This window comes from Pseudomonas sp. ME-P-057, from assembly GCF_030208975.1.
Classification (GTDB): domain Bacteria; phylum Pseudomonadota; class Gammaproteobacteria; order Pseudomonadales; family Pseudomonadaceae; genus Aquipseudomonas; species Aquipseudomonas lutea.
Genome location: NZ_JARVSX010000017.1, coordinates 48,295 through 66,719, shown reverse-complemented (window position 1 = coordinate 66,719; position 18,425 = coordinate 48,295). Strand labels below are relative to the sequence as shown.

At 59.8% G+C, this 18,425-nt stretch carries 17 protein-coding genes; 6 read left to right on the top strand and 11 right to left on the bottom strand.

Annotation, left to right across the window (positions count from 1 at the left end; translation table 11 throughout):
- Positions 1 to 126: 126 nt before the first annotated feature.
- Positions 127 to 483: a 6-carboxytetrahydropterin synthase QueD gene (gene queD / locus QRN48_RS09155; protein WP_081955267.1), complete on the bottom strand. Its 357-nt coding sequence runs from the start codon at positions 481 to 483 to the stop codon at positions 127 to 129.
- A 254-nt stretch (positions 484 to 737) separates the two neighbouring features.
- On the opposite strand from queD, the gene QRN48_RS09150 reads away from it, so the two are divergent.
- The 6 genes from QRN48_RS09150 (at position 738) to QRN48_RS09125 (ending at position 6,365) form a co-directional block, all read left to right on the top strand.
- A complete protein-coding gene (locus QRN48_RS09150; protein ID WP_191944994.1) occupies positions 738 to 1,046 on the top strand; it encodes a PepSY domain-containing protein in 309 nt (102 codons plus the stop codon).
- Positions 1,046 to 1,375 carry a PepSY domain-containing protein gene (locus QRN48_RS09145; protein WP_191944995.1) on the top strand — a complete coding sequence of 110 codons (330 nt, stop codon included), beginning with the start codon at positions 1,046 to 1,048 and terminating at the stop codon, positions 1,373 to 1,375. The genes QRN48_RS09150 and QRN48_RS09145 overlap by 1 nt, the downstream gene beginning before the upstream one ends.
- The gene (locus tag QRN48_RS09140) at positions 1,375 to 2,043 is read left to right on the top strand and encodes a response regulator transcription factor (RefSeq protein ID WP_191944996.1); all 669 of its coding nucleotides are present in this window, start codon (positions 1,375 to 1,377) and stop codon (positions 2,041 to 2,043) included. Before QRN48_RS09145 ends, QRN48_RS09140 begins: the two co-directional genes overlap by 1 nt.
- Positions 2,040 to 3,398, top strand: coding sequence for an ATP-binding protein (locus QRN48_RS09135; RefSeq protein ID WP_285350170.1), 1,359 nt, complete (start codon positions 2,040 to 2,042; stop codon positions 3,396 to 3,398). The genes QRN48_RS09140 and QRN48_RS09135 overlap by 4 nt, the downstream gene beginning before the upstream one ends.
- 82 nt (positions 3,399 to 3,480) lie before the next feature.
- Complete coding sequence (gene ctpM, locus QRN48_RS09130; RefSeq protein WP_285350177.1) at positions 3,481 to 5,160, top strand: methyl-accepting chemotaxis protein CtpM; 1,680 nt, start codon at positions 3,481 to 3,483, stop codon at positions 5,158 to 5,160.
- Between the two features lie 140 nt (positions 5,161 to 5,300).
- Positions 5,301 to 6,365, top strand: a complete 1,065-nt coding sequence (locus QRN48_RS09125; protein WP_191944998.1) for an AI-2E family transporter — start codon at positions 5,301 to 5,303, stop codon at positions 6,363 to 6,365.
- 95 nt (positions 6,366 to 6,460) lie between these two features.
- Here QRN48_RS09125 and nuoN read toward each other — a convergent pair whose 3' ends face one another.
- From nuoN to nuoE, 10 genes are all read right to left on the bottom strand, one after another.
- Positions 6,461 to 7,918: an NADH-quinone oxidoreductase subunit NuoN gene (gene nuoN, locus QRN48_RS09120; RefSeq protein WP_037008798.1), complete on the bottom strand. Its 1,458-nt coding sequence runs from the start codon at positions 7,916 to 7,918 to the stop codon at positions 6,461 to 6,463.
- A gap of 7 nt (positions 7,919 to 7,925) precedes the next feature.
- Positions 7,926 to 9,458, bottom strand: coding sequence for an NADH-quinone oxidoreductase subunit M (gene nuoM, locus QRN48_RS09115; protein ID WP_037008799.1), 1,533 nt, complete (start codon positions 9,456 to 9,458; stop codon positions 7,926 to 7,928).
- 52 nt (positions 9,459 to 9,510) lie between these two features.
- Positions 9,511 to 11,358: an NADH-quinone oxidoreductase subunit L gene (gene nuoL / locus QRN48_RS09110; RefSeq protein ID WP_285350165.1), complete on the bottom strand. Its 1,848-nt coding sequence runs from the start codon at positions 11,356 to 11,358 to the stop codon at positions 9,511 to 9,513.
- Positions 11,355 to 11,666: an NADH-quinone oxidoreductase subunit NuoK gene (gene nuoK / locus QRN48_RS09105; protein WP_037008802.1), complete on the bottom strand. Its 312-nt coding sequence runs from the start codon at positions 11,664 to 11,666 to the stop codon at positions 11,355 to 11,357. Before nuoK ends, nuoL begins: the two co-directional genes overlap by 4 nt.
- A 4-nt stretch (positions 11,667 to 11,670) precedes the next feature.
- On the bottom strand, positions 11,671 to 12,171 hold the full coding sequence (gene nuoJ / locus QRN48_RS09100) for an NADH-quinone oxidoreductase subunit J (RefSeq protein ID WP_037008804.1): 501 nt from the start codon (positions 12,169 to 12,171) through the stop codon (positions 11,671 to 11,673).
- A gap of 9 nt (positions 12,172 to 12,180) precedes the next feature.
- A complete protein-coding gene (gene nuoI, locus QRN48_RS09095; protein ID WP_037008808.1) occupies positions 12,181 to 12,729 on the bottom strand; it encodes an NADH-quinone oxidoreductase subunit NuoI in 549 nt (182 codons plus the stop codon).
- An 11-nt stretch (positions 12,730 to 12,740) separates the two neighbouring features.
- Positions 12,741 to 13,730 carry an NADH-quinone oxidoreductase subunit NuoH gene (nuoH, locus tag QRN48_RS09090; RefSeq protein ID WP_037008811.1) on the bottom strand — a complete coding sequence of 330 codons (990 nt, stop codon included), beginning with the start codon at positions 13,728 to 13,730 and terminating at the stop codon, positions 12,741 to 12,743.
- Positions 13,727 to 16,438: an NADH-quinone oxidoreductase subunit NuoG gene (gene nuoG / locus QRN48_RS09085; RefSeq protein ID WP_285350160.1), complete on the bottom strand. Its 2,712-nt coding sequence runs from the start codon at positions 16,436 to 16,438 to the stop codon at positions 13,727 to 13,729. The genes nuoH and nuoG overlap by 4 nt, the downstream gene beginning before the upstream one ends.
- A gap of 133 nt (positions 16,439 to 16,571) precedes the next feature.
- A complete protein-coding gene (nuoF, locus tag QRN48_RS09080; protein ID WP_037008815.1) occupies positions 16,572 to 17,930 on the bottom strand; it encodes an NADH-quinone oxidoreductase subunit NuoF in 1,359 nt (452 codons plus the stop codon).
- Positions 17,927 to 18,424, bottom strand: a complete 498-nt coding sequence (gene nuoE, locus QRN48_RS09075; protein WP_037008818.1) for an NADH-quinone oxidoreductase subunit NuoE — start codon at positions 18,422 to 18,424, stop codon at positions 17,927 to 17,929. Before nuoE ends, nuoF begins: the two co-directional genes overlap by 4 nt.
- Position 18,425: the final 1 nt, after the last annotated feature.

The window sequence follows — 18,425 nt, the reverse complement described above, 5'->3', positions numbered from 1 at the left end:
GATTAAATTCCAGAACCCCATCTGCTTACGCAGATGGGGTTTTGTTTTTGCGCGCAAAAAAGGGCGAGATCCTTGCCCAAAAAAAACCACCCTGACGGGTGGCTTTATTTCATCGACCAGACAAGGTCAGTCGCCGCGGTAGACACATCCGCTGGTGCAAGTTTCGTGAATACGAATGGCGGAGAGTTCCGGCAGCAGCGGCTTCAGCTCATTCCAGATCCACTTGACCAGCACTTCGCTGGTTGGGTTTTCAAGGCCAGGGATGTCGTTCAGGTAGTTATGATCCAGGCGTTCATACAGCGGCTTGAAAATCGTTTTGATCTCGGAAAAATCGCGAATCCAGCCTGTATGAGGATCGGGTTCACCCTTGAGATAGATCGCTACTCGAAAAGAGTGCCCGTGCAGGCGCCCACACTTGTGACCTTCCGGTACGTGGGGGAGCCGGTGCGCAGACTCGAACGTAAATTCTTTGAAAATTTCCACGGTGATATAGGCCTTCAGAAGTGGCGATCGCCAGCGCGATAAATGCAGGCTGTAAGTTTATCAGCAATGGATTAGCGAGGGACAGGCAGCGCCCGTCGCTCCGTGAAGCGGCGCATGGATTAACCCTTGGGAGCGCGCCTATATACAGAGCGAGTTTGCGGCATAATGGCATGTAGCCAGATAGATTCAGCTTCAATTAAGTTGGTTCGTTTAACGTGATTTCCGTAAACACCTCAAATCTACGGAGACAAATCATGAAAATCCTGACTGCTGTAATTGCTGCTACCACCCTTATGGCTACTGCCGGCTATGTGCAAGCCCGGGACCTGGGCCCGGATGAGGCGCTGAAGTTGCGTGATGCAGGTACTATCCAGTCTTTTGAAAAGCTCAACGCGGTTGCCCTGGGCAAGCATCCCAAAGCGACCATCACAGACACTGAGCTGGAACAGGAATATGGCAAATACGTTTACCAGATCGAGCTGCGTGACGCCCAGGGTGTCGAGTGGGATGTCGAAGTCGACGCCGTTAGTGGCCAGGTGCTCAAAGATCATCAGGACGCGTGATGACATCCGGTAAGCGTCCCGCCAGGCGTTTCGTTTACTGCGTAGTGGCCGCATGCGCGGTCACTCAGAGCCTCAGCTGCTTTGCTCGGGATCTGAATCAGGACGAGGTGCTCGAGCTACGAAGGAAGGGGGTCATTCTTCCTCTTGAACAGTTCATCGATCAAGCGCTCGGGCGCTATCCCGGTTCCAAACTGCTGGAAGCCGAGCTGGAGGAAAAACACGGGGCTCTGGTGTATGAGATCGAGTTATTGACTGCCGATCATGTCGTACGTGAGCTGAAGTTCGATGCCGGTGACAGTCACCTGCTGCAAGACAAGGAAGACGATTGATGCGTTTGCTATTGGTAGAGGATCACGTTCCCTTGGCGGATGAGCTCATCAGCACGCTTGGCCGACAGGGCTATGCGATCGACTGGTTGGCCGATGGCCGGGACGCCATTCATCAAGGGACAACAGAGCCTTACGACCTGATTGTCCTTGATCTGGGGCTTCCCGGGATTCCCGGGCTTGAAGTCCTGCAAAAATGGCGCGCAAGTGGATTGTCCACACCCGTACTTATTCTGACCGCGCGCGCTTCCTGGGCTGAACGCATCGAAGGCCTCAAAGCGGGCGCGGATGATTACCTGACCAAACCTTTCCACCCTGAAGAGCTTCAGCTGCGTCTGCAGTCGCTGCTTCGCCGTGTGCGCGGTCTGGCCAATCAGCCAAAACTCGAAGCGTCTGGCCTGCACCTCGACGAAGGTCGCCAATGCGTCAGTCGCGATGACGAGGAAATCCAGTTGACGTCTGCGGAGTTTCGTCTGCTGCGTTACTTCATGCTGCATCCGGGGCAGATTCTGTCCAAAAGCCACTTGGCCGAACATCTGTACGATGGCGAGAACGAGCGCGACTCGAATGTTATTGAGGTTCACGTCAATCATCTCAGGCGCAAGCTCGGGCGTGCGGTGGTCGAGACGCGACGGGGGCAGGGTTATCGGTTTGCCGGGACGGGCGAGTGAAGTCGATTCAGCGGCGGCTGAGTCTGGGCCTTGTCAGTGTGCTGCTGATAGTTGGGCTGGTCTTGGCACAAATAAGCCTGTGGCTCTTCGAAATAGGCTTGCAGCGCTATCTTGAATCCGGGCTGCGTAACGAGAGCGAGTCACTGCTGGTGGCCTTGGTACGAGGTCCCGATGGTCTGGAACTCGACGAGCATCGGCTTTCCCCCGGCTATCTGCGTCCCTATTCGGGGCACTACTTCCGAGTTGATTTTGCCCAGGGCCATTGGCGTTCGCGTTCGTTGTGGGATGTGGAACTGCCTCACCCAGGCCAGCCTGGTCTGCATGCCGACCTTGCGCTGGAGAAGACCAACCAGTCGCTGTTGCTGCTGCACACCGATTACCGCAAGTTTGGCCAGACCATTTCTATCACCGTCGCCCAGGACTACACGCCTGTACGTGACAGCTTTGCGCTGGTTCAGCGCATCGGCCTCGGGTTGGGCCTCATGGCTCTCGTCCTGATTCTTGTGCTACAGCGGATAACGGTCAGGCGAGCGCTGCGTCCGCTGGATCGAGCCCGGGAGCAGATATTTCAGCTGCAACAGGGGCAGCGCTCGCAGCTGGACGACCGGGTACCGGTGGAGCTTGAGCCGCTGGTCGCCCAGATCAATCACCTGCTGGCCCACACCGAGGACAGTCTCAAGCGATCCCGCAACGCCCTTGGCAACCTGGGCCATGCGCTAAAGACCCCGCTTGCCGTGCTGATGAGCCTGGCCGAAGGGGACAAGTTGACCGAGCATCCGCACGTTCGCGCTACGCTGCGCGATCAGTTGCAGCATATCCAGCAGCGCCTCGAACGGGAACTCAACCGCGCACGTTTATCCGGCGATGCGTTGCCGGGCGCACGGTTTGATTGCACAGCGGAAGTGCCCGGATTGCTTGATACGTTGCGGATGATTCACGGCGAGCATCTCGATTTGCGCTGCGAAATGGCCGAGGGTCTATCCCTGCCTTGGGATCGAGAAGACATTCTCGAATTGTTGGGCAACGTCATGGATAACGCCTGCAAGTGGGCGGACAGCCTGGTCACCCTTACCATCACCCCAGCCGGGGAGGGTTACTGCCTGATGATAGATGACGATGGCCCGGGTATTCCTTCGCAGCATCGCGATGAGGTGCTTGGCCGCGGCAATCGCCTGGATGAGCAGGTGACCGGCCATGGCCTGGGCCTGGGTATCGTCAAAGACATTGTTGAGGCGTGGGGCGGGCAAATTCAATTGCTGGACAGCCCCATGGGCGGCCTGCAAGTGCGAATTGATCTACCTGAGCGACACAGCCCACAGTTGTCTGCTTCCGAAAGCGTGCCCCCGTTGACCTGACCTCAACTTTTTGTGCGCCGGGCCGTTAACCCTAAGGAAACCCCAACGGCGCTACACACAAGAACAAAGGGTCATGACTCCTATGCGGCTAAATCTCAAAGCCAAAGTACTTTCGCTCGCGGTGCTGCCAGTGTTGATGTTCGCGCTGATCATCAGCGCGAGCACCATCGTTATGCTTCGTGAGCAGGGCAAGCGCGAGGTTGAAGAAACCCGGCAGCACTTGCTCGCGGAGGCCAAGGCGACGTTGCAGAGTTATGTCGCCGTCGCAATGGGCACGATCAAGCCGCTCTACGACGCGTCTGCGCCCGGCGATATGGAAGCCCGAGCGCAGGTGATCAAGATGCTGTCGCAAGTCAACTACGCCAAGGACGGGTACTTCTTTGGTTACGATTCCCAAGCGGTAAGGCTGTTCAAAGGCAACAGCCCGGACGGCATCGGCAAGAGCTTCAAGGATGCCCGCGATCCGAAGGGCGTTTTCGTGAATGCGGGGCTGGTGGATGTTGCGAAAGCGGGTACCCATTATCTGGAATACTCGTCCGCACTCCCAGGCTCGAGTGAACTGGTGCCCAAGCTCGGTTACACCGAGTATTTGCCCAAATGGGACATGGCGTTCGGTTCTTCGATTAACCTGGACAATATCGACGCCAAAGTGCTGGAGCTGCAGAAGAACGCGGCTGAACGCCGGCAAGACATGCTTGTCACCATCATTGGCATCACGTTGCTGGTGCTAGTGATCATCGCGGCGATTGGCTTCTGGATCGCCGGCGGAATCCTGCGCCCATTGCGTCTGATGAAGGCCAATCTTGACGACATCGCCGCCGGTGAGGGCGATCTTACCCAGCGTCTCGCTGTGACGTCCCAAGACGAGCTTGGAGAGTTGGCCGGATCCTTCAATCGCTTTGTCGACAAGATTCATGGGCTGGTCCGGCAGATTGCCGAGATGACGGCGCAGTTGACCGGGCTTGTCGGTGAGGTAACGGATCAGGCGCAGCGCTCGGAGCAGGCCATGGAGCGTCAGCGTCACGAGACCGATCAAGTCGCGACCGCGATCAATCAGATGTCCGCCGCCGCGCAGGAAGTCGCCAAAAGCGCGCAGGGCGCTTCGGTGGCCGCGCAGCAAACCGATGCCGAAGGTCAGGCGGCCAAACGCGTGGTCGATGGTAGCATCCAGCAGATTCATGCGCTGGTGAACGACATCCGCAACAGCGGTACTTCGCTGGACAGCCTGCAGAATGACGTGTCATCCATCGTCGGCGTCCTTGGGGTGATTCGTTCCATCGCGGATCAGACCAACCTGCTGGCCCTCAACGCCGCCATTGAGGCAGCCCGGGCGGGGGAGGCTGGCCGTGGTTTCGCGGTGGTGGCCGATGAAGTAAGAGCGCTGGCCAGCCGCACGCAACAAAGCACTCAGGAAATCCAGGGCATGATTGATCGCTTGCAGCAGGGCACCCAAGGTGCGGTGCAAGCGATGCGGCGTTCCAGTGAAGCGGGTGACGGGACGTCTGCGCGCGCCAACGAAGCCGGTGCGTCGCTGGACACGATCGGTCAGCTGATCGGTACCATCAATGCCATGAACGCACAGATCGCCAGTGCCGCTGAAGAGCAGACGGCGGTGGCCGAAGAGATCAACCGCAGCGTTCACCAGATCGCCGTGGCGGTCGAAAGCGTAGCTGATGAAACCCGCCACAGCGCTTCCACGTCTCGCAACCTTACAGCGCTGAACCAGCGGCTTGGCCAACTGGTCAGGCAGTTCAGAATCTAGGACCGTCGGGCAGGACTTTCACAGTCCAGCCCGCGCCGCCTACTCCATGTTCCTCAACCTGCGGCGCGGCACTCCTGGGGCGATTGGCGGACTAAGCATCAGGCCATGTGCTTGGCCCGGCTTAATGACATGGAAGGAACATGAACGACACTTCGCTGCAAAACAAAACCCTGCTGCTTCTCCTGGTGCTGGTGACCATCGCGTTCATCTGGATCCTGCTGCCATTCTATGGCGCGGTTTTCTGGGCGGTGATCCTCGGCATCATCTTCGCGCCGCTGCAGCGCCGTCTGCTGGCCCGTTTCGGCTGGCAGCGAAACCTCACTTCGTTATGCACGCTAATGATCTGTCTGATCATTGCGATCCTCCCGGTGATCGTCATTGCGGCGCTGATGGTTCAGGAGGGCGCGACGCTCTACAAGAACGTGGAAAGCGGGCAGCTGGACATCGCCAAATACCTGGCTGAGTTTAAGGTGCTGCTGCCACCGTATGTGCAGCATTGGCTTGATCGCCTGGGCATGGGGGATTTCAACGGACTGCGCGACAAGATCGCGAAAAGTGCGATGCAGGGCAGTAACTATCTGGCGACGCAGGCGTTCAGCTTCGGTCAGGGCACGTTTGATTTCGTCGTCAGCTTTTTCATCATGCTGTACTTGCTGTTCTTTTTCTTGCGCGACGGTCAAGAGCTCACCCGCAAGATCCGCATCGCCATCCCGTTGGCCGAGCCGCAGAAGCGACGCCTGCAGTTGAAGTTTACCCGGGTCGTCCGCGCTACCGTCAAAGGCAACGTGGTGGTGGCGATCACACAGGGGGCATTGGGCGGGTTCATCTTCTGGATTCTGGACATCCCCAGCGCACTCTTGTGGGCGGTGATGATGGCCTTTCTGTCGCTGCTGCCGGCGGTGGGCGCGGGGATTGTATGGGCGCCGGTCGCTTTGTACTTCCTGCTCAGCGGGATGATCTGGCAAGGCGTGGTGCTGGGGTTGTTTGGCATATTCGTGATCGGATTGGTGGACAACGTGTTGCGTCCGATCCTGGTGGGCAAGGACACGCGGATGCCGGACTATCTGATTCTGATCTCGACACTGGGGGGCATGGCGGTGTTCGGGCTGAACGGTTTTGTGATCGGGCCGATGGTGGCGGCGTTGTTCATGTCGACATGGGCGTTGTTTACTGGTGACAAAAAGACCGTTCGATTGCCCGGCTAAGGTTTAAAAGCATCTGCCTTCACGCTGAGCTACTCGATCAAAGCCATAAAAAAAACCCTGCTCAAGAGCAGGGTTTTTTGTGCATCACTCAATCATTACAAACCAGCATGGCCCACTAGCGTCAGCAACGGCTGCGGGTAGACGCCCAGGAAGAACGCCAGCAGCGTAATCCCCAACAGCATTACACCGCCTGCACGTTGCGCCCAGTTGAACGGCGCGTCATGGCGCTGGATCTTGGAGTCTTGCAGGTACAGGGTCACCATCACCCGCAGGTAGTAGAACAGGCCGATGGCACTGCCCACGACCAGCGTACCGGTCAGCCACCACAGGTGAGCTTCGACGCCTGTCGCGATGATGTAGAACTTGCCGATGAAGCCAGTCGTCAGCGGAATACCTGCCAGCGACAGCATCATCACGGTCAGCACCGCCGTCAGGTACGGACGACGCCAGAACAGACCGCGATATTCAAACATCGCGTCGGCGTCACGGCCGCTGTAGGGCGAGGACATGAGCGTTACTACACCGAATGCGCCCAGGCTGGTCAGTACGTAAGTCACCAGGTAGACGTTGATCGCCTCGACGGCCATGCCTTTGCTCGCGACCATCGCAATCATCAGGTAGCCGAAGTGCGCGATGGATGAATAACCCAGCAGCCGCTTGAGGTTGTTCTGCGTCAGTGCCAGCAGGTTACCGACAATGATCGACGCCACCGCAATGACCGACATCACGTCGGTCAGCACACCACTGGTGGCAGCAGGGGAGATCTGGAACAGACGAACCAGCACGCCGAACACCGCCACTTTACTGGCCGTAGCGAGGAACGCTGCCACAGGGGCAGGGGCGCCTTCGTACACGTCCGGTGTCCACAAGTGGAACGGCACCAGCGACAGCTTGAAGCCCAGACCCACCAACATCATGCCCAGCCCCAGGCTTGCAATCGGGCTTGGCATACCGGTGGCCGCGATGGCCTTGCCGATTTCACTGAAGCCCAGGCTGCCGGATTCGGCATACAGCAGCGCCATACCGAACAGCAGGAACGCCGAGCCGGCGGCTGAAAGCACCATGTACTTGATGCCGCCTTCCAGCGAGCGCTTGTTGAAGAAGGCGTAGGCGACCAGACCGTAAACCGGCACCGACAGCAGTTCCAGACCGATGAACAGGCTTGCCAGGTGTTGCGCGGCGACTAGCACCAGTCCACCGGCCGCAGCCATCAGGATCAGCAGGTAAAGCTCTTCGCGGTTGCCCGGATAGCCCGCCTTGCCTTCACCCAGATAGGCGTGAGCCAGGGTGACGCAGGCCAGTGTCGACACCAGAATGATGCCCATGTACAGGCAGGCAAAGCTGTCGATCTGCAGCAATGGCGTAACCACCAATGGCGCAACTTTCAGCGCCGGGTAGATCGACAGCAAAGCCAGGTTGAGTCCCGCTACTGTCAGCAGGAATGATTGCGAGTGATTGCGACGCCATGCGATGCCCAGCATCACCACCACAATGGTGATGCTGGTAATCAGCAGCGGCGCCAGCGCAATAAAGTGTTGAATCGTCAGGTCCATAGCGCTCTTACCGGGCCGAAGCGAGTTGAGTGAAGGCGGTGCCGAGCCATTGCTGCACGCCATGCATGGTCGCCGAAGAGGTGTCGAGGATCGGTTGCGGGTAAACGCCCAGCAGCACCAACAGCACCGCCAGACCCAGCACCATGATCAGTTCCCGATTGTCCATGCCGTTATAGACCGCGTCCGATTTGGCCGGGCCGAAGTAGGCGCGATGGATCATGATCAGCGAGTAAACCGAGCCGAATACCAGACCAGTGGTGGCGATGGCGGTGATCCACGGGGCGCTGACAAAGCTGCCGATAAGGATCAGGAACTCACCGACAAAGTTACCGGTGCCTGGCAAGCCCAGAGACGCCGCAGCGAAGAACAGGCTGATGGCAGGCAGATAAGCGATCTTGCTCCACAAGCCGCCCATTTCGCGCATGTCGCGAGTGTGCAGGCGCTCATACAACTGGCCGCTGAGGATAAACAGCGCAGCTGCCGACAGACCGTGGGCAAGCATCTGAACCACGACACCCTGCAGCGCCTGCTGGCTACCGGAGTAGATACCGATCAGCACGAAGCCCATGTGCGAAACGCTGGAAAACGCGATCAGGCGCTTGATGTCGGTTTGCGCGAACGCCAGGAAGGCGCCGTAGAAAATACCGATCAGGCCCAGGGTCATGGCGATCGGCGCAAACTCTGCCGAGGCGTTCGGGAACAACGGCAGGGCGAAACGCAGCAAACCGTAAGCAGCGGTCTTCAGCAGGATACCCGCCAAGTCGACAGAACCTGCGGTGGGCGCCTGGGCGTGAGCGTCAGGCAACCAGGAGTGCAGCGGCACGATCGGCAGCTTCACCGCAAACGCGATGAAGAAGCCCAGCATCAGGATGTATTCGGTCCCGTTGGAGAGCTTGGTTTTCAGCAGGTCTGCGTAGCCGAAGGTGATCACGCCGGTCTGGTTGAAGTGCACCAGCACCAGACCCAGGATCGCCACCAACATGATCAGGCCACTGGCCTGAGTGAAGATGAAGAACTTGGTCGCCGCGTAGATTCGGGTCTTCTTGCCATCTGCCGAACTATGACCCCAGAGCGCGATGAGGAAATACATCGGCACCAGCATCATTTCCCAGAAGAAGAAGAACATGAACAGGTCGATGGCGAGGAACACGCCGACGACGCCGCCCAGAATCCACATCAGGTTCAGGTGGAAGAAGCCAACGTTACGCTGGATCTCTTTCCATGAGCAGAGTACCGAGAGGATACCCAGCAGGCCGGTCAGCAGGATCATCAGCAGGGACAGGCCATCGAGCGCCAGATGCACGCTGATGCCGAAGCGCTGAATCCACTGCAGCTTGAATTCAAGCGCCCAAGTGGGATCGGCGCCCGGGGCAGGTGCATAGGTAAAAGTACCGGTGCTCCAGAGCCACAGGCCCAGAATCGTCTCGAGAGACATGGTCAACAGCGCTATCCAGCGCGGCAGGGTAGGGCCGAAGCGCTCACCTTGCCAGCACAGCAGGCCGCCGATGAAGGGGATCAGGATTAGCCAAGGCAGAATCATGACGGGCTCAATTCCTTTCGCAAAGTCGCAAGGTTCATGTCATATCGACTCATCAGACCAGCACAATCGCGCCGAGTACCAGTACGGCACCTGCGGCGATCGAAGCGGCGTACCAACGGAGCTGACCGGATTCGGTGCGGGTCATCAAGCCATTGCCGGCTTTGACCAGACGCGGAATCAGGCCGATGGTGTGGTCGAGCGGATCGCTACGCAGCATGCGGCTGATAGCCAGATAAGGTTTGACGAACAGCACGTCGTACACCCAATCAAAGCCCCACGCTGCAAACCACCACGCGGACAGGAAACGACCCGGGCCGCTGTTTGCGATGGCAGTGACCAGACGACGCTTGCCGAGGAACAGCACTGCGGCCAGGAGGATACCCGCCAGCGCGATGGCGCCCGAGGCGATTTCCAGGCTGTGCTTGGCTTCACCGCCGGCATGGCCCGCGCTTTGCGGCAATACACCGGCCAGTGGCGGATGAATCCAGGCGCCGATGAACGTCGACAGCACGATCAGCACACCCAGCGGCAACCAGTGGGAAATCCCGTGGCCGGCGTGGGCTTCGGTCTTCGCTTCGCCGTGGAAGGCAATGAAGATCAGGCGGAAGGTGTAGAGCGAGGTCATGAACGCACCGACCAGACCGGCATAGAGCAGATACTGATGACCGCTGGCGAAGGCTTCCCAAAGGATCTCGTCCTTGGAATAGAAGCCCGCCGTGACCAGCGGCAAGGCTGACAGCGCAGCGCCGCCGACGATGAAGCTCGCGTAGGCCAACGGCAGTTTCTTCCGCAGTCCGCCCATCTTGAAGATGTTCTGCTCGTGATGGCAGGCAACGATCACCGCACCGGACGCAAGGAACAGCAGCGCCTTGAAGAAGGCGTGGGTCATCAGGTGGAAGATCGCGCCGTCCCATGCACCCACACCCAGCGCCAGGAACATGTAGCCGATCTGGCTCATGGTCGAGTAGGCGAGGATACGTTTGATGTCGGTCTGCACCAGGGCTGCGAAACCCGCCAGCACCAGGGTCACGCCACCAACAATGCCTACCAGATGGAGGATGTCCGGCGCCAGAATGAACAGACCGTGGGTCCGCGCAATCAGGTAAACACCTGCCGTCACCATGGTCGCGGCGTGGATCAGCGCTGAAACCGGCGTAGGACCGGCCATTGCATCCGCCAGCCAGGTTTGCAGCGGCAGCTGAGCGGATTTACCGACAGCACCACCCAGCAGCATCAGCGTGGCCAATACTATCCAGAAGTCACCGACCTTGAAGTGCTGTGGCGCACGAACCAGCAGTTCCTGAATGTTCAACGTACCCAATTGCTGGAACAGGATGAACAGGCCGATGGCCATGAACACGTCGCCGATGCGGGTCACGATGAAGGCTTTGAGTGCTGCGTTGCCGTTGTTGCGGTTGCTGTAATAGAAACCGATCAACAGGTACGAGCACAGGCCCACGCCTTCCCAACCGAAGTAGATGAACAGCAGGTTGTCGCCCAGGATCAGGAACAACATGCTGGCAATGAACAGGTTGGTGTAGGCGAAGAAGCGCGAGTAGCCGTCTTCACCACGCATGTACCACGAGGCGAACAGGTGGATGAGGAAGCCGACGCCGACCACGACGCCCAGCATGGTGATGGACAGGCCATCGACATACAGGGCGAAGTTGGGCTCGAAGCCGTCTACCGACATCCAGCGCCACAACACCATGGTCAGGTGACCGCCTTCTGGCGGCGACACGTTGAATTGCCAGATCACGTAAGCGGCAACAATGGCCGACAGGCCAATCGAGCCCACGCCGATCAAGGCAGACAGGTTCTCTGACCATTTGCCGCGCGAGAACGACAGCAGCAGGAAGCCGACCAGAGGGAATACGAAGGTTAAAAAGAGTAGGTTCATCCGCGCATCTCGCTGGCAGCGTCGATATCGAGAGTGTGGAAGCGGCGATACAGCTGCAGCAGGATCGCCAGGCCAATACTGGCCTCGGCTGCGGCAAGGCTGATCACCAGAATGAACATGATCTGGCCGTCAGGCTGAGCCCAGCGGCTGCCCGCTACGACAAAAGCCAGCGCGGCTGCGTTCATCATCACTTCCAGGCTCATCAACACGAACAGAATGTTGCGGCGTACCAACAGGCCCGCCAGGCCGAGGCAGAACAGGATACCGGCGACCGCCAGGCCATGTTCAAGTGGGATTGCTGAGTTCATGGCGTTACTCCTTCGCCTCGTTGCGGCCGACATGGAACGCCGTCACGGCTGCCGCAAGCAGCAGCATCGAGGCGAGTTCGACAACCAGCAGGTAAGGACCAAACAGGCTGATGCCCACCGCTTTGGCGTCCACCGTGGTGTGACCAATGGAAGCGCCTGTGGAGTTGGCGAACAGCACATAGATCAACTCCGCCAGCAGCAGGCCGCCCAGCAGAATCGGGCCAAGCCAGATGCCGGGCTTGAGCCACGCGCGTTCCTGTTGGACCGAGGCCGGGCCCAGGTTCAGCATCATCACCACGAAGACGAACAGCACCATGATGGCGCCAGCGTAGGCGATCACTTCAAGCGCGCCGGCGAACGGTGCGCCGAGACTGAAGAACGTCATGGCCACGGCGATCAGCGAAATGATCAGGTAGAGCAGGGCGTGCACCGGGTTCGTGTTGGTGATCACCCGAAGGGTGGCCACCACAGCGATGCCGGATGCGAAATAGAAAGCGAATTCCATCTTTCTTCCTTAAGGCAGCAAGCTCTTGACGTTGATGGGCTGGGCTTCGTTCTGTGCATCGCCTTTCGGCTTGCCGGCGATGGCCATTCCCGCAACGCGGTAGAAGTTGTAATCAGGGTTCTTGCCGGGACCGGAGATCAGCAGATCTTCCTTCTCGTACACCAGATCCTGACGTTTGAACTCGGCCATCTCGAAATCCGGTGTCAGCTGGATCGCGGTGGTCGGGCAAGCTTCCTCGCACATCCCGCAGAAAATGCAGCGCGAGAAGTTGATACGGAAGAACTCCGGGTACCAGCGTCCGTCATCGGTTTCGGCTTTTTGCAGCGAGATGCAGCCTACCGGGCAGGCGACGGCACACAGGTTACAGGCCACGCACCGCTCTTCGCCGTCGGGGTCGCGGGTCAGGACAATACGACCGCGGTAGCGCGGCGGCAGGTAGACCTGCTCCTCTGGATACTGCAGGGTGTCGCGCTTACGGAAGCCATGGCCAAAGACCATGATCAGGCTGCGCAGCTGGGTACCCGTACCCTTAACGATGTCGCCAATATATTTGAACATGGGTCAAATCCTCACTGAGCCGCCAGGACGACCGCAGCGGTCACCAGCAAATTGATCAGGGTCAGTGGCAAGCAGAACTTCCAGCTGAAATCCATCACCTGGTCATAACGCGGACGAGGGATCGAAGCACGCAACAGGATGAACAGCATGATGAAGAACGCGGTTTTCAAGGCAAACCACATGAAAGACAGTTGCGGCAGGATATCGAACGGGCCGTGCCAACCGCCGAAGAACAGGGTCACCAGCAGCGCCGAAATCAGGATGATCCCGATGTACTCGCCGACGAAGAACATCCCCCACTTCATGCCTGCGTATTCAATGTGGTAACCGTCGGCCAGTTCCTGTTCGGCTTCCGGCTGGTCGAACGGGTGACGGTGAGTCACAGCGACGCCAGCAATGAAGAACGTACAGAAACCGAAGAACTGCGGAATGATGAACCACAGATGATCGGCCTGGTATTTGACGATGTCGCCCATGTTGAACGAGCCGACCTGCACCACGATGCCCATCAACGACAGGCCAAGGAACACCTCATACGACACGGTCTGCGCCGAAGCCCGCAAGCTGCCCAGCAGGGCGTACTTGTTGTTCGACGACCAACCGGCGAACAGCACCGCATAGACCGACAGACCGGCCATGGCGAAGAAGAACAGCAGCCCGATGTTCAGGTCGGCGACCACCCAGGTCTGGGTGACCGGGATGACCGAGAAGGCGATCAGCAGAGCGCTCATGGCCACTACCGGCGCCAGGGTGAAGATCACCCGGTCAACGAACGGCGGATTCCAGTCTTCCTTGAAGAACATCTTCAGCATGTCGGCAGCGATCTGAAACATGCCGAAGGGGCCGACGCGGTTCGGACCATAACGATCCTGCCACCAACCCAGCAAGCGGCGTTCGACGAAGCTGAGCAACGCGCCGCAGACAACCACGGCAAGCAGCACCACGATGGCCTTGACGACAGCGATGATCGAGTCGATCACTTCAGGGGTGAACCAGGTCATAGGGCGGCCTCCTGCAGCGCGTCAACGGTTTTGCCGAACAGCGCCGGAGGAATGCCGGCCAGACCGGACGGCAATGCCACCAGGCCCGCGCCCAGTTCTTCGCTGATGCGCAGCGGCAGACGCAGCGTCTGGCCGGCCACGCTCAGGCTGAGCAGGGCACCGTCGTTGACACCCAGGCGGTCCGCTTCTGACTTCGCCAGGGCAACGTATGCCTGCGGAATGCGCTCCTGAACCGGTGCGGCTTTAGAGGAGGTCTCCTCGCTGCCGAACAGGTGGTAGAACGGCACGACCTGCCAGGTGCCCTGGGCAGGAGAGAACGCGCGAGGCACGTTGGCAAACCAGCTCAGCCTGTCTCCCGTGCTTTCGATCAGGCGTACGCCCGGATCACCCGCGCGTATGTGACCGCCGACTTCGTCCTGGAACTTGTTCCACGCCTGTGGCGAGTTCCAGCCCGGCGACCAGGCAAACGGCACCTGCGAACGCGGTTCGGCCGAGCCTGAATAACCTTCCATCGAGAACGCGAACGCAGTGTCCTTGTCCTGTGGCGTGCGCGGCTCGTGCACGCTGATGTTGGCGCGCATCGCCGTACGGCCGCTGTAACGCAGCGGTTCGCGAGCCAGTTTCAGACCCTTGATACGGAACGCAGCAGAAGGCGCGGCACCGACGATGCCGGCCAGTTGCGGCGCGCTTGCGGCACAGGCCGCAGTGACATGGTCAAGCTGAGTCCAGTCGATTGGCTGGTTCAGCAGCGTGGCGCGCAGGGCGTGCAGCCAGCGCCAGCCTTCGTGCACCAGAATGCCGGCATCCAGGTAGGTCGGATCAAAGACCTGGAAGAAGCGTTGAGCGCGGCCTTCCTGGCTGACCAGCGTACCGTCACCCTCGGCAAAGCTCGCGGCCGGCAGCACCAGGTGGGCGCGGTCGGTGGTGGCGGTCTTCTGATGATCGGCCACGATGACCACTTTGGCGGCGTTCAATGCCGCGTTGACCGTCGCGGCGTCGACACGGGTGAACAAGTCGTTTTCCAGTACCACGATGGCGTCGGCGTTGCCCGAGATCACCGTCTGCAGTGCGGCATCGACCGAGTCGCCACCGAACAGGGTCAAGCCCATGCTGTTGGCTTCCGGCACGATCAGGCTCAGCGAGCCTTGCTTGTCGCGAAGCTTCAGGGCTTTGGCGATGTTGGCCGCGGCTTCGATCACTGCGTTCGAGCCCAGCGAGGCGCCCGACACGATCAGTGGACGCTTGGCTTCCAGAAGTGCTGCGGCGATGCGCTCGGCGAGCTCCAATGCTTCTGCGTCCAGACCGATGACCGCCGGAGCGCTTGGGTCGATGGCGTGAGCCACCGCGAAACCGATGCGAGCCAGATCGTCAGGCGAGGCGTGCACGCATTCTTCAGCGATGTCATCCAGACGTGTATCCGTCAGGCTGGCGATGAACAGCGGGTTCAGTTCGTGCTGGCCGATGTTTTTGACGGCAGCGTCGAGCCATGGCTGGACTTTCATCGCAGCGGCCATGTCTTCGGCTTTGTTCTTGACCAACTGGCGCAGGCCGAGGGCCATGCGTGCAGCCGTCTGAGTCACGTCTTCGCCGAGGATGAACACAGCATCGTGTTCTTCGACTTCACGCAGCGTAGGAATTGGCAGCGGGCTGTCTTTCAGCACTTGTGCAATCAGGCGCAGACGCTCCAGCTCACCCGCTTCGATACCCGAATAGAAATGCTCGGCGCCGACCAGTTCGCGCAGGGCGAAGTTGCTTTCGAGGCTGGCACGCGGAGAACCGATGCCGACGATGTTGCGCCCGCGCAGCAGGTCAGCGGCCTTGTCCAGCGCGGCATCCAGGCTCAGCTTGACGCCTTGCGCCAGCGGCTGGCGTGGACGGTCCTTGCGATTGACGTAGCCATAACCGAAACGGCCACGGTCGCAGAGGAAGTACTGGTTCACCGACCCGTTGTAGCGGTTCTCGATACGGCGAATTTCGCCATAACGCTCGCCCGGGCTGATGTTGCAGCCGCTGGAGCAGCCGTGGCAGATGCTCGGCGAGAACTGCATGTCCCATTTCCGGTTGTAGCGCTCGGAGTGGGTCTTGTCGGTGAATACACCGGTCGGGCAGACCTCGGTGAGGTTGCCGGAGAACTCGCTTTCAAGGGTGCCGTCTTCAACGCGACCGAAGTACACGTTGTCGTGGGCGCCGAATACACCGAGGTCGGTGCCGCCGGCGTAGTCTTTATAGAAGCGCACGCAGCGGTAGCAGGCAATGCAGCGGTTCATCTCATGCGCGATGAACGGCCCCAGTTCCTGATTCTGATGGGTGCGTTTGGTAAAGCGATACCGGCGCTCGTTGTGGCCGGTCATCACTGTCATGTCCTGCAAATGGCAGTGACCACCTTCCTCGCAGACCGGGCAGTCGTGCGGATGGTTGGTCATCAGCCATTCAACGACGCTGGCGCGAAACGCCTTGGATTCGTCGTCGTCGATGGAGATCCAGGTGTTGTCAGTGGCGGGCGTCATGCAGGACATCACGATACGACCGCGGGTGTCGTTCTCGTCGGTGTACTGCTTGACTGCGCACTGGCGACAGGCGCCAACACTGCCAAGTGCCGGATGCCAGCAGAAATAAGGGATGTCGAGGCCCAGCGACAGACATGCCTGTAACAGGTTGTCTGCGCCATCGACTTCGAGCGCTTTGCCGTCTACGTGGATAGTGGCCATGGTTCAAAGATCTTCGTTGGCCCGGTGTCAGCGGGCGTGGCTAATGGAATCTCGGTGCCATCCGACTCAAACAGCCTCGCGGCGTCGTCGGATGCAGGAAGGCGGCCTTATGAGCCGCCGACCGTTTATCGTGTTATGCGCCGACCATGGTCGGGCTGATGACCTGATTGAGGTCGCCCGCACGTGTTGGTGCGATGCCTGCCTCGAATTCCGGCCGGAAGTACTTGATCGCGCTGCCCAGTGGTTCAACGGCGCCCGGTGCGTGGGCGCAGAAGGTTTTGCCCGGGCCGAGGAAGTTGACCAACCCCAGCAGCGTCTCGATATCGCCCGGTTGACCCTGGCCGTTTTCGAGGGCGCGCAGCATCTTCACGCTCCACGGCAAGCCGTCGCGGCACGGCGTGCAGAAACCGCACGACTCCTGCGCGAAAAACTCTTCCATGTTGCGCAACAGCGAAACCATATTGACCTTGTCGTCCACGGCCATCGCCAGGCCGGTACCCATCCGGGTGCCCACCTTGGCCACGCCGCCGGCGTAGAACTGGCAATCGAGGTGCTCAGGCAACAGGAAGCCGGTGCCAGCGCCGCCGGGCTGCCAGCACTTGAGCTTGAAGCCGTCGCGCATGCCGCCAGCGTAGTCTTCAAACAGCTCACGAGCCGGGAGACCGAATGGCAGCTCCCACAGGCCGGGGTTCTTCACCTTGCCGGAGAAGCCCATCAGCTTGGTGCCGTGGTCTTCACTGCCTTCGCGGGCGAGCGACTTGTACCAGTCGTTGCCGTTATTGACGATGGCCGGCACGTTGCACAGGGTTTCGACGTTGTTCACACAGGTCGGCTTGCCCCACACGCCCACAGCGGCGGGGAAGGGCGGCTTGGAGCGCGGGTTGGCGCGACGGCCTTCCAGGGAGTTGATCAGTGCGGTCTCTTCACCGCAGATATAACGCCCGGCGCCGGTGTGCACGATCAGCTCGAAATCAAAGCCGCTGCCGAGGATATTCTTGCCCAGCAGGCCGGCGGCTTCGGCTTCTTTCACCGCACGACGCAGGTGCACCGCTGCAGTGGTGTATTCGCCGCGCAGGAAGATGTAACCGCGGTAGGCCTTCAGCGCGCGGGCGCTGATCAGCATGCCTTCGATCAGCAGATGGGGCTGTTGCTCCATCAGCATGCGGTCTTTCCAGGTGTTGGGCTCCATCTCATCGGCGTTACACAGCAGGTAGCGGATGTTCATGGATTCGTCTTTGGGCATCAGCCCCCACTTCACGCCGGTGGGGAAGCCTGCACCGCCGCGACCCTTGAGGCCAGAGTCTTTGACGGCCTGAACGATTTCGTCAGGCGAGAGCGTGGCGAACGCCTTGCGCGCTGCTGCGTAACCGTCTTTCTTCTGGTATTCATCGAGCCAGATCGGTTCGCCGTCATCGCGCAGACGCCAGGTCAGCGGATGGGTTTCCGGGGCACGGGTGATCAGGTTGGCGGGGCCGAAGGAAGTGATGGTCATACGTAGTCCTCCAGCAGCCGGGCAACGCCAGCGGGCTGCAGATTGCCGAATGTGTCGTCGTCGATCATGACCGCCGGCGCCTTGTCGCAGTTGCCCAGGCAGCAGGCCGGCAACAGGGTGAAGCGACCGTCTGCAGTGGTCTGGCCGAGGCCGATGCCCAGCGAACTCTGAATTTCGCCCACGATGTCTTCGTGGCCGGCAATGAAGCAGACCATGCTGTTGCACACGCGGATGATGTGTCGGCCAACCGGCTGGCGGAAGATCTGGCTATAGAACGTCGCCACGCCTTCAACGTCGCTGGCAGGAATGCCCAGCACTTCGCCGATGGCGTAGATGGCGCCGTCCGGCACCCAGCCGCGTTCTTTCTGAACGATTTTCAGGGCTTCGATGGACGCCGCGCGCGGGTCCTCGTAGTGATGCATTTCGTGCTCGATGGCCGAGCGCTCGGATTCGCTCAGGGCGAAACGGTCTGTCTGGATAAGCGTGCTGTTCATG

Bases quoted from the DNA above. Each gene is read 5' to 3' on its own strand.
- QRN48_RS09150 (WP_191944994.1), top strand. From the start codon at position 738: ATGAAAATCCTGACTGCTGTAATTGCTGCTACCACCCTTATGGCTACT.
- QRN48_RS09145 (WP_191944995.1), top strand. From the start codon at position 1,046: ATGACATCCGGTAAGCGTCCCGCCAGGCGTTTCGTTTACTGCGTAGTG.
- QRN48_RS09140 (WP_191944996.1), top strand. From the start codon at position 1,375: ATGCGTTTGCTATTGGTAGAGGATCACGTTCCCTTGGCGGATGAGCTC.
- ctpM (WP_285350177.1), top strand. From the start codon at position 3,481: ATGCGGCTAAATCTCAAAGCCAAAGTACTTTCGCTCGCGGTGCTGCCA.
- QRN48_RS09125 (WP_191944998.1), top strand. From the start codon at position 5,301: ATGAACGACACTTCGCTGCAAAACAAAACCCTGCTGCTTCTCCTGGTG.
- nuoN (WP_037008798.1), bottom strand. From the start codon at position 7,918: ATGGACCTGACGATTCAACACTTTATTGCGCTGGCGCCGCTGCTGATT.
- nuoM (WP_037008799.1), bottom strand. From the start codon at position 9,458: ATGATTCTGCCTTGGCTAATCCTGATCCCCTTCATCGGCGGCCTGCTG.
- nuoL (WP_285350165.1), bottom strand. From the start codon at position 11,358: ATGAACCTACTCTTTTTAACCTTCGTATTCCCTCTGGTCGGCTTCCTG.
- nuoK (WP_037008802.1), bottom strand. From the start codon at position 11,666: ATGAACTCAGCAATCCCACTTGAACATGGCCTGGCGGTCGCCGGTATC.
- nuoJ (WP_037008804.1), bottom strand. From the start codon at position 12,171: ATGGAATTCGCTTTCTATTTCGCATCCGGCATCGCTGTGGTGGCCACC.
- nuoI (WP_037008808.1), bottom strand. From the start codon at position 12,729: ATGTTCAAATATATTGGCGACATCGTTAAGGGTACGGGTACCCAGCTG.
- nuoH (WP_037008811.1), bottom strand. From the start codon at position 13,730: ATGACCTGGTTCACCCCTGAAGTGATCGACTCGATCATCGCTGTCGTC.
- nuoG (WP_285350160.1), bottom strand. From the start codon at position 16,438: ATGGCCACTATCCACGTAGACGGCAAAGCGCTCGAAGTCGATGGCGCA.
- nuoF (WP_037008815.1), bottom strand. From the start codon at position 17,930: ATGACCATCACTTCCTTCGGCCCCGCCAACCTGATCACCCGTGCCCCG.
- nuoE (WP_037008818.1), bottom strand. From the start codon at position 18,424: ATGAACAGCACGCTTATCCAGACAGACCGTTTCGCCCTGAGCGAATCC.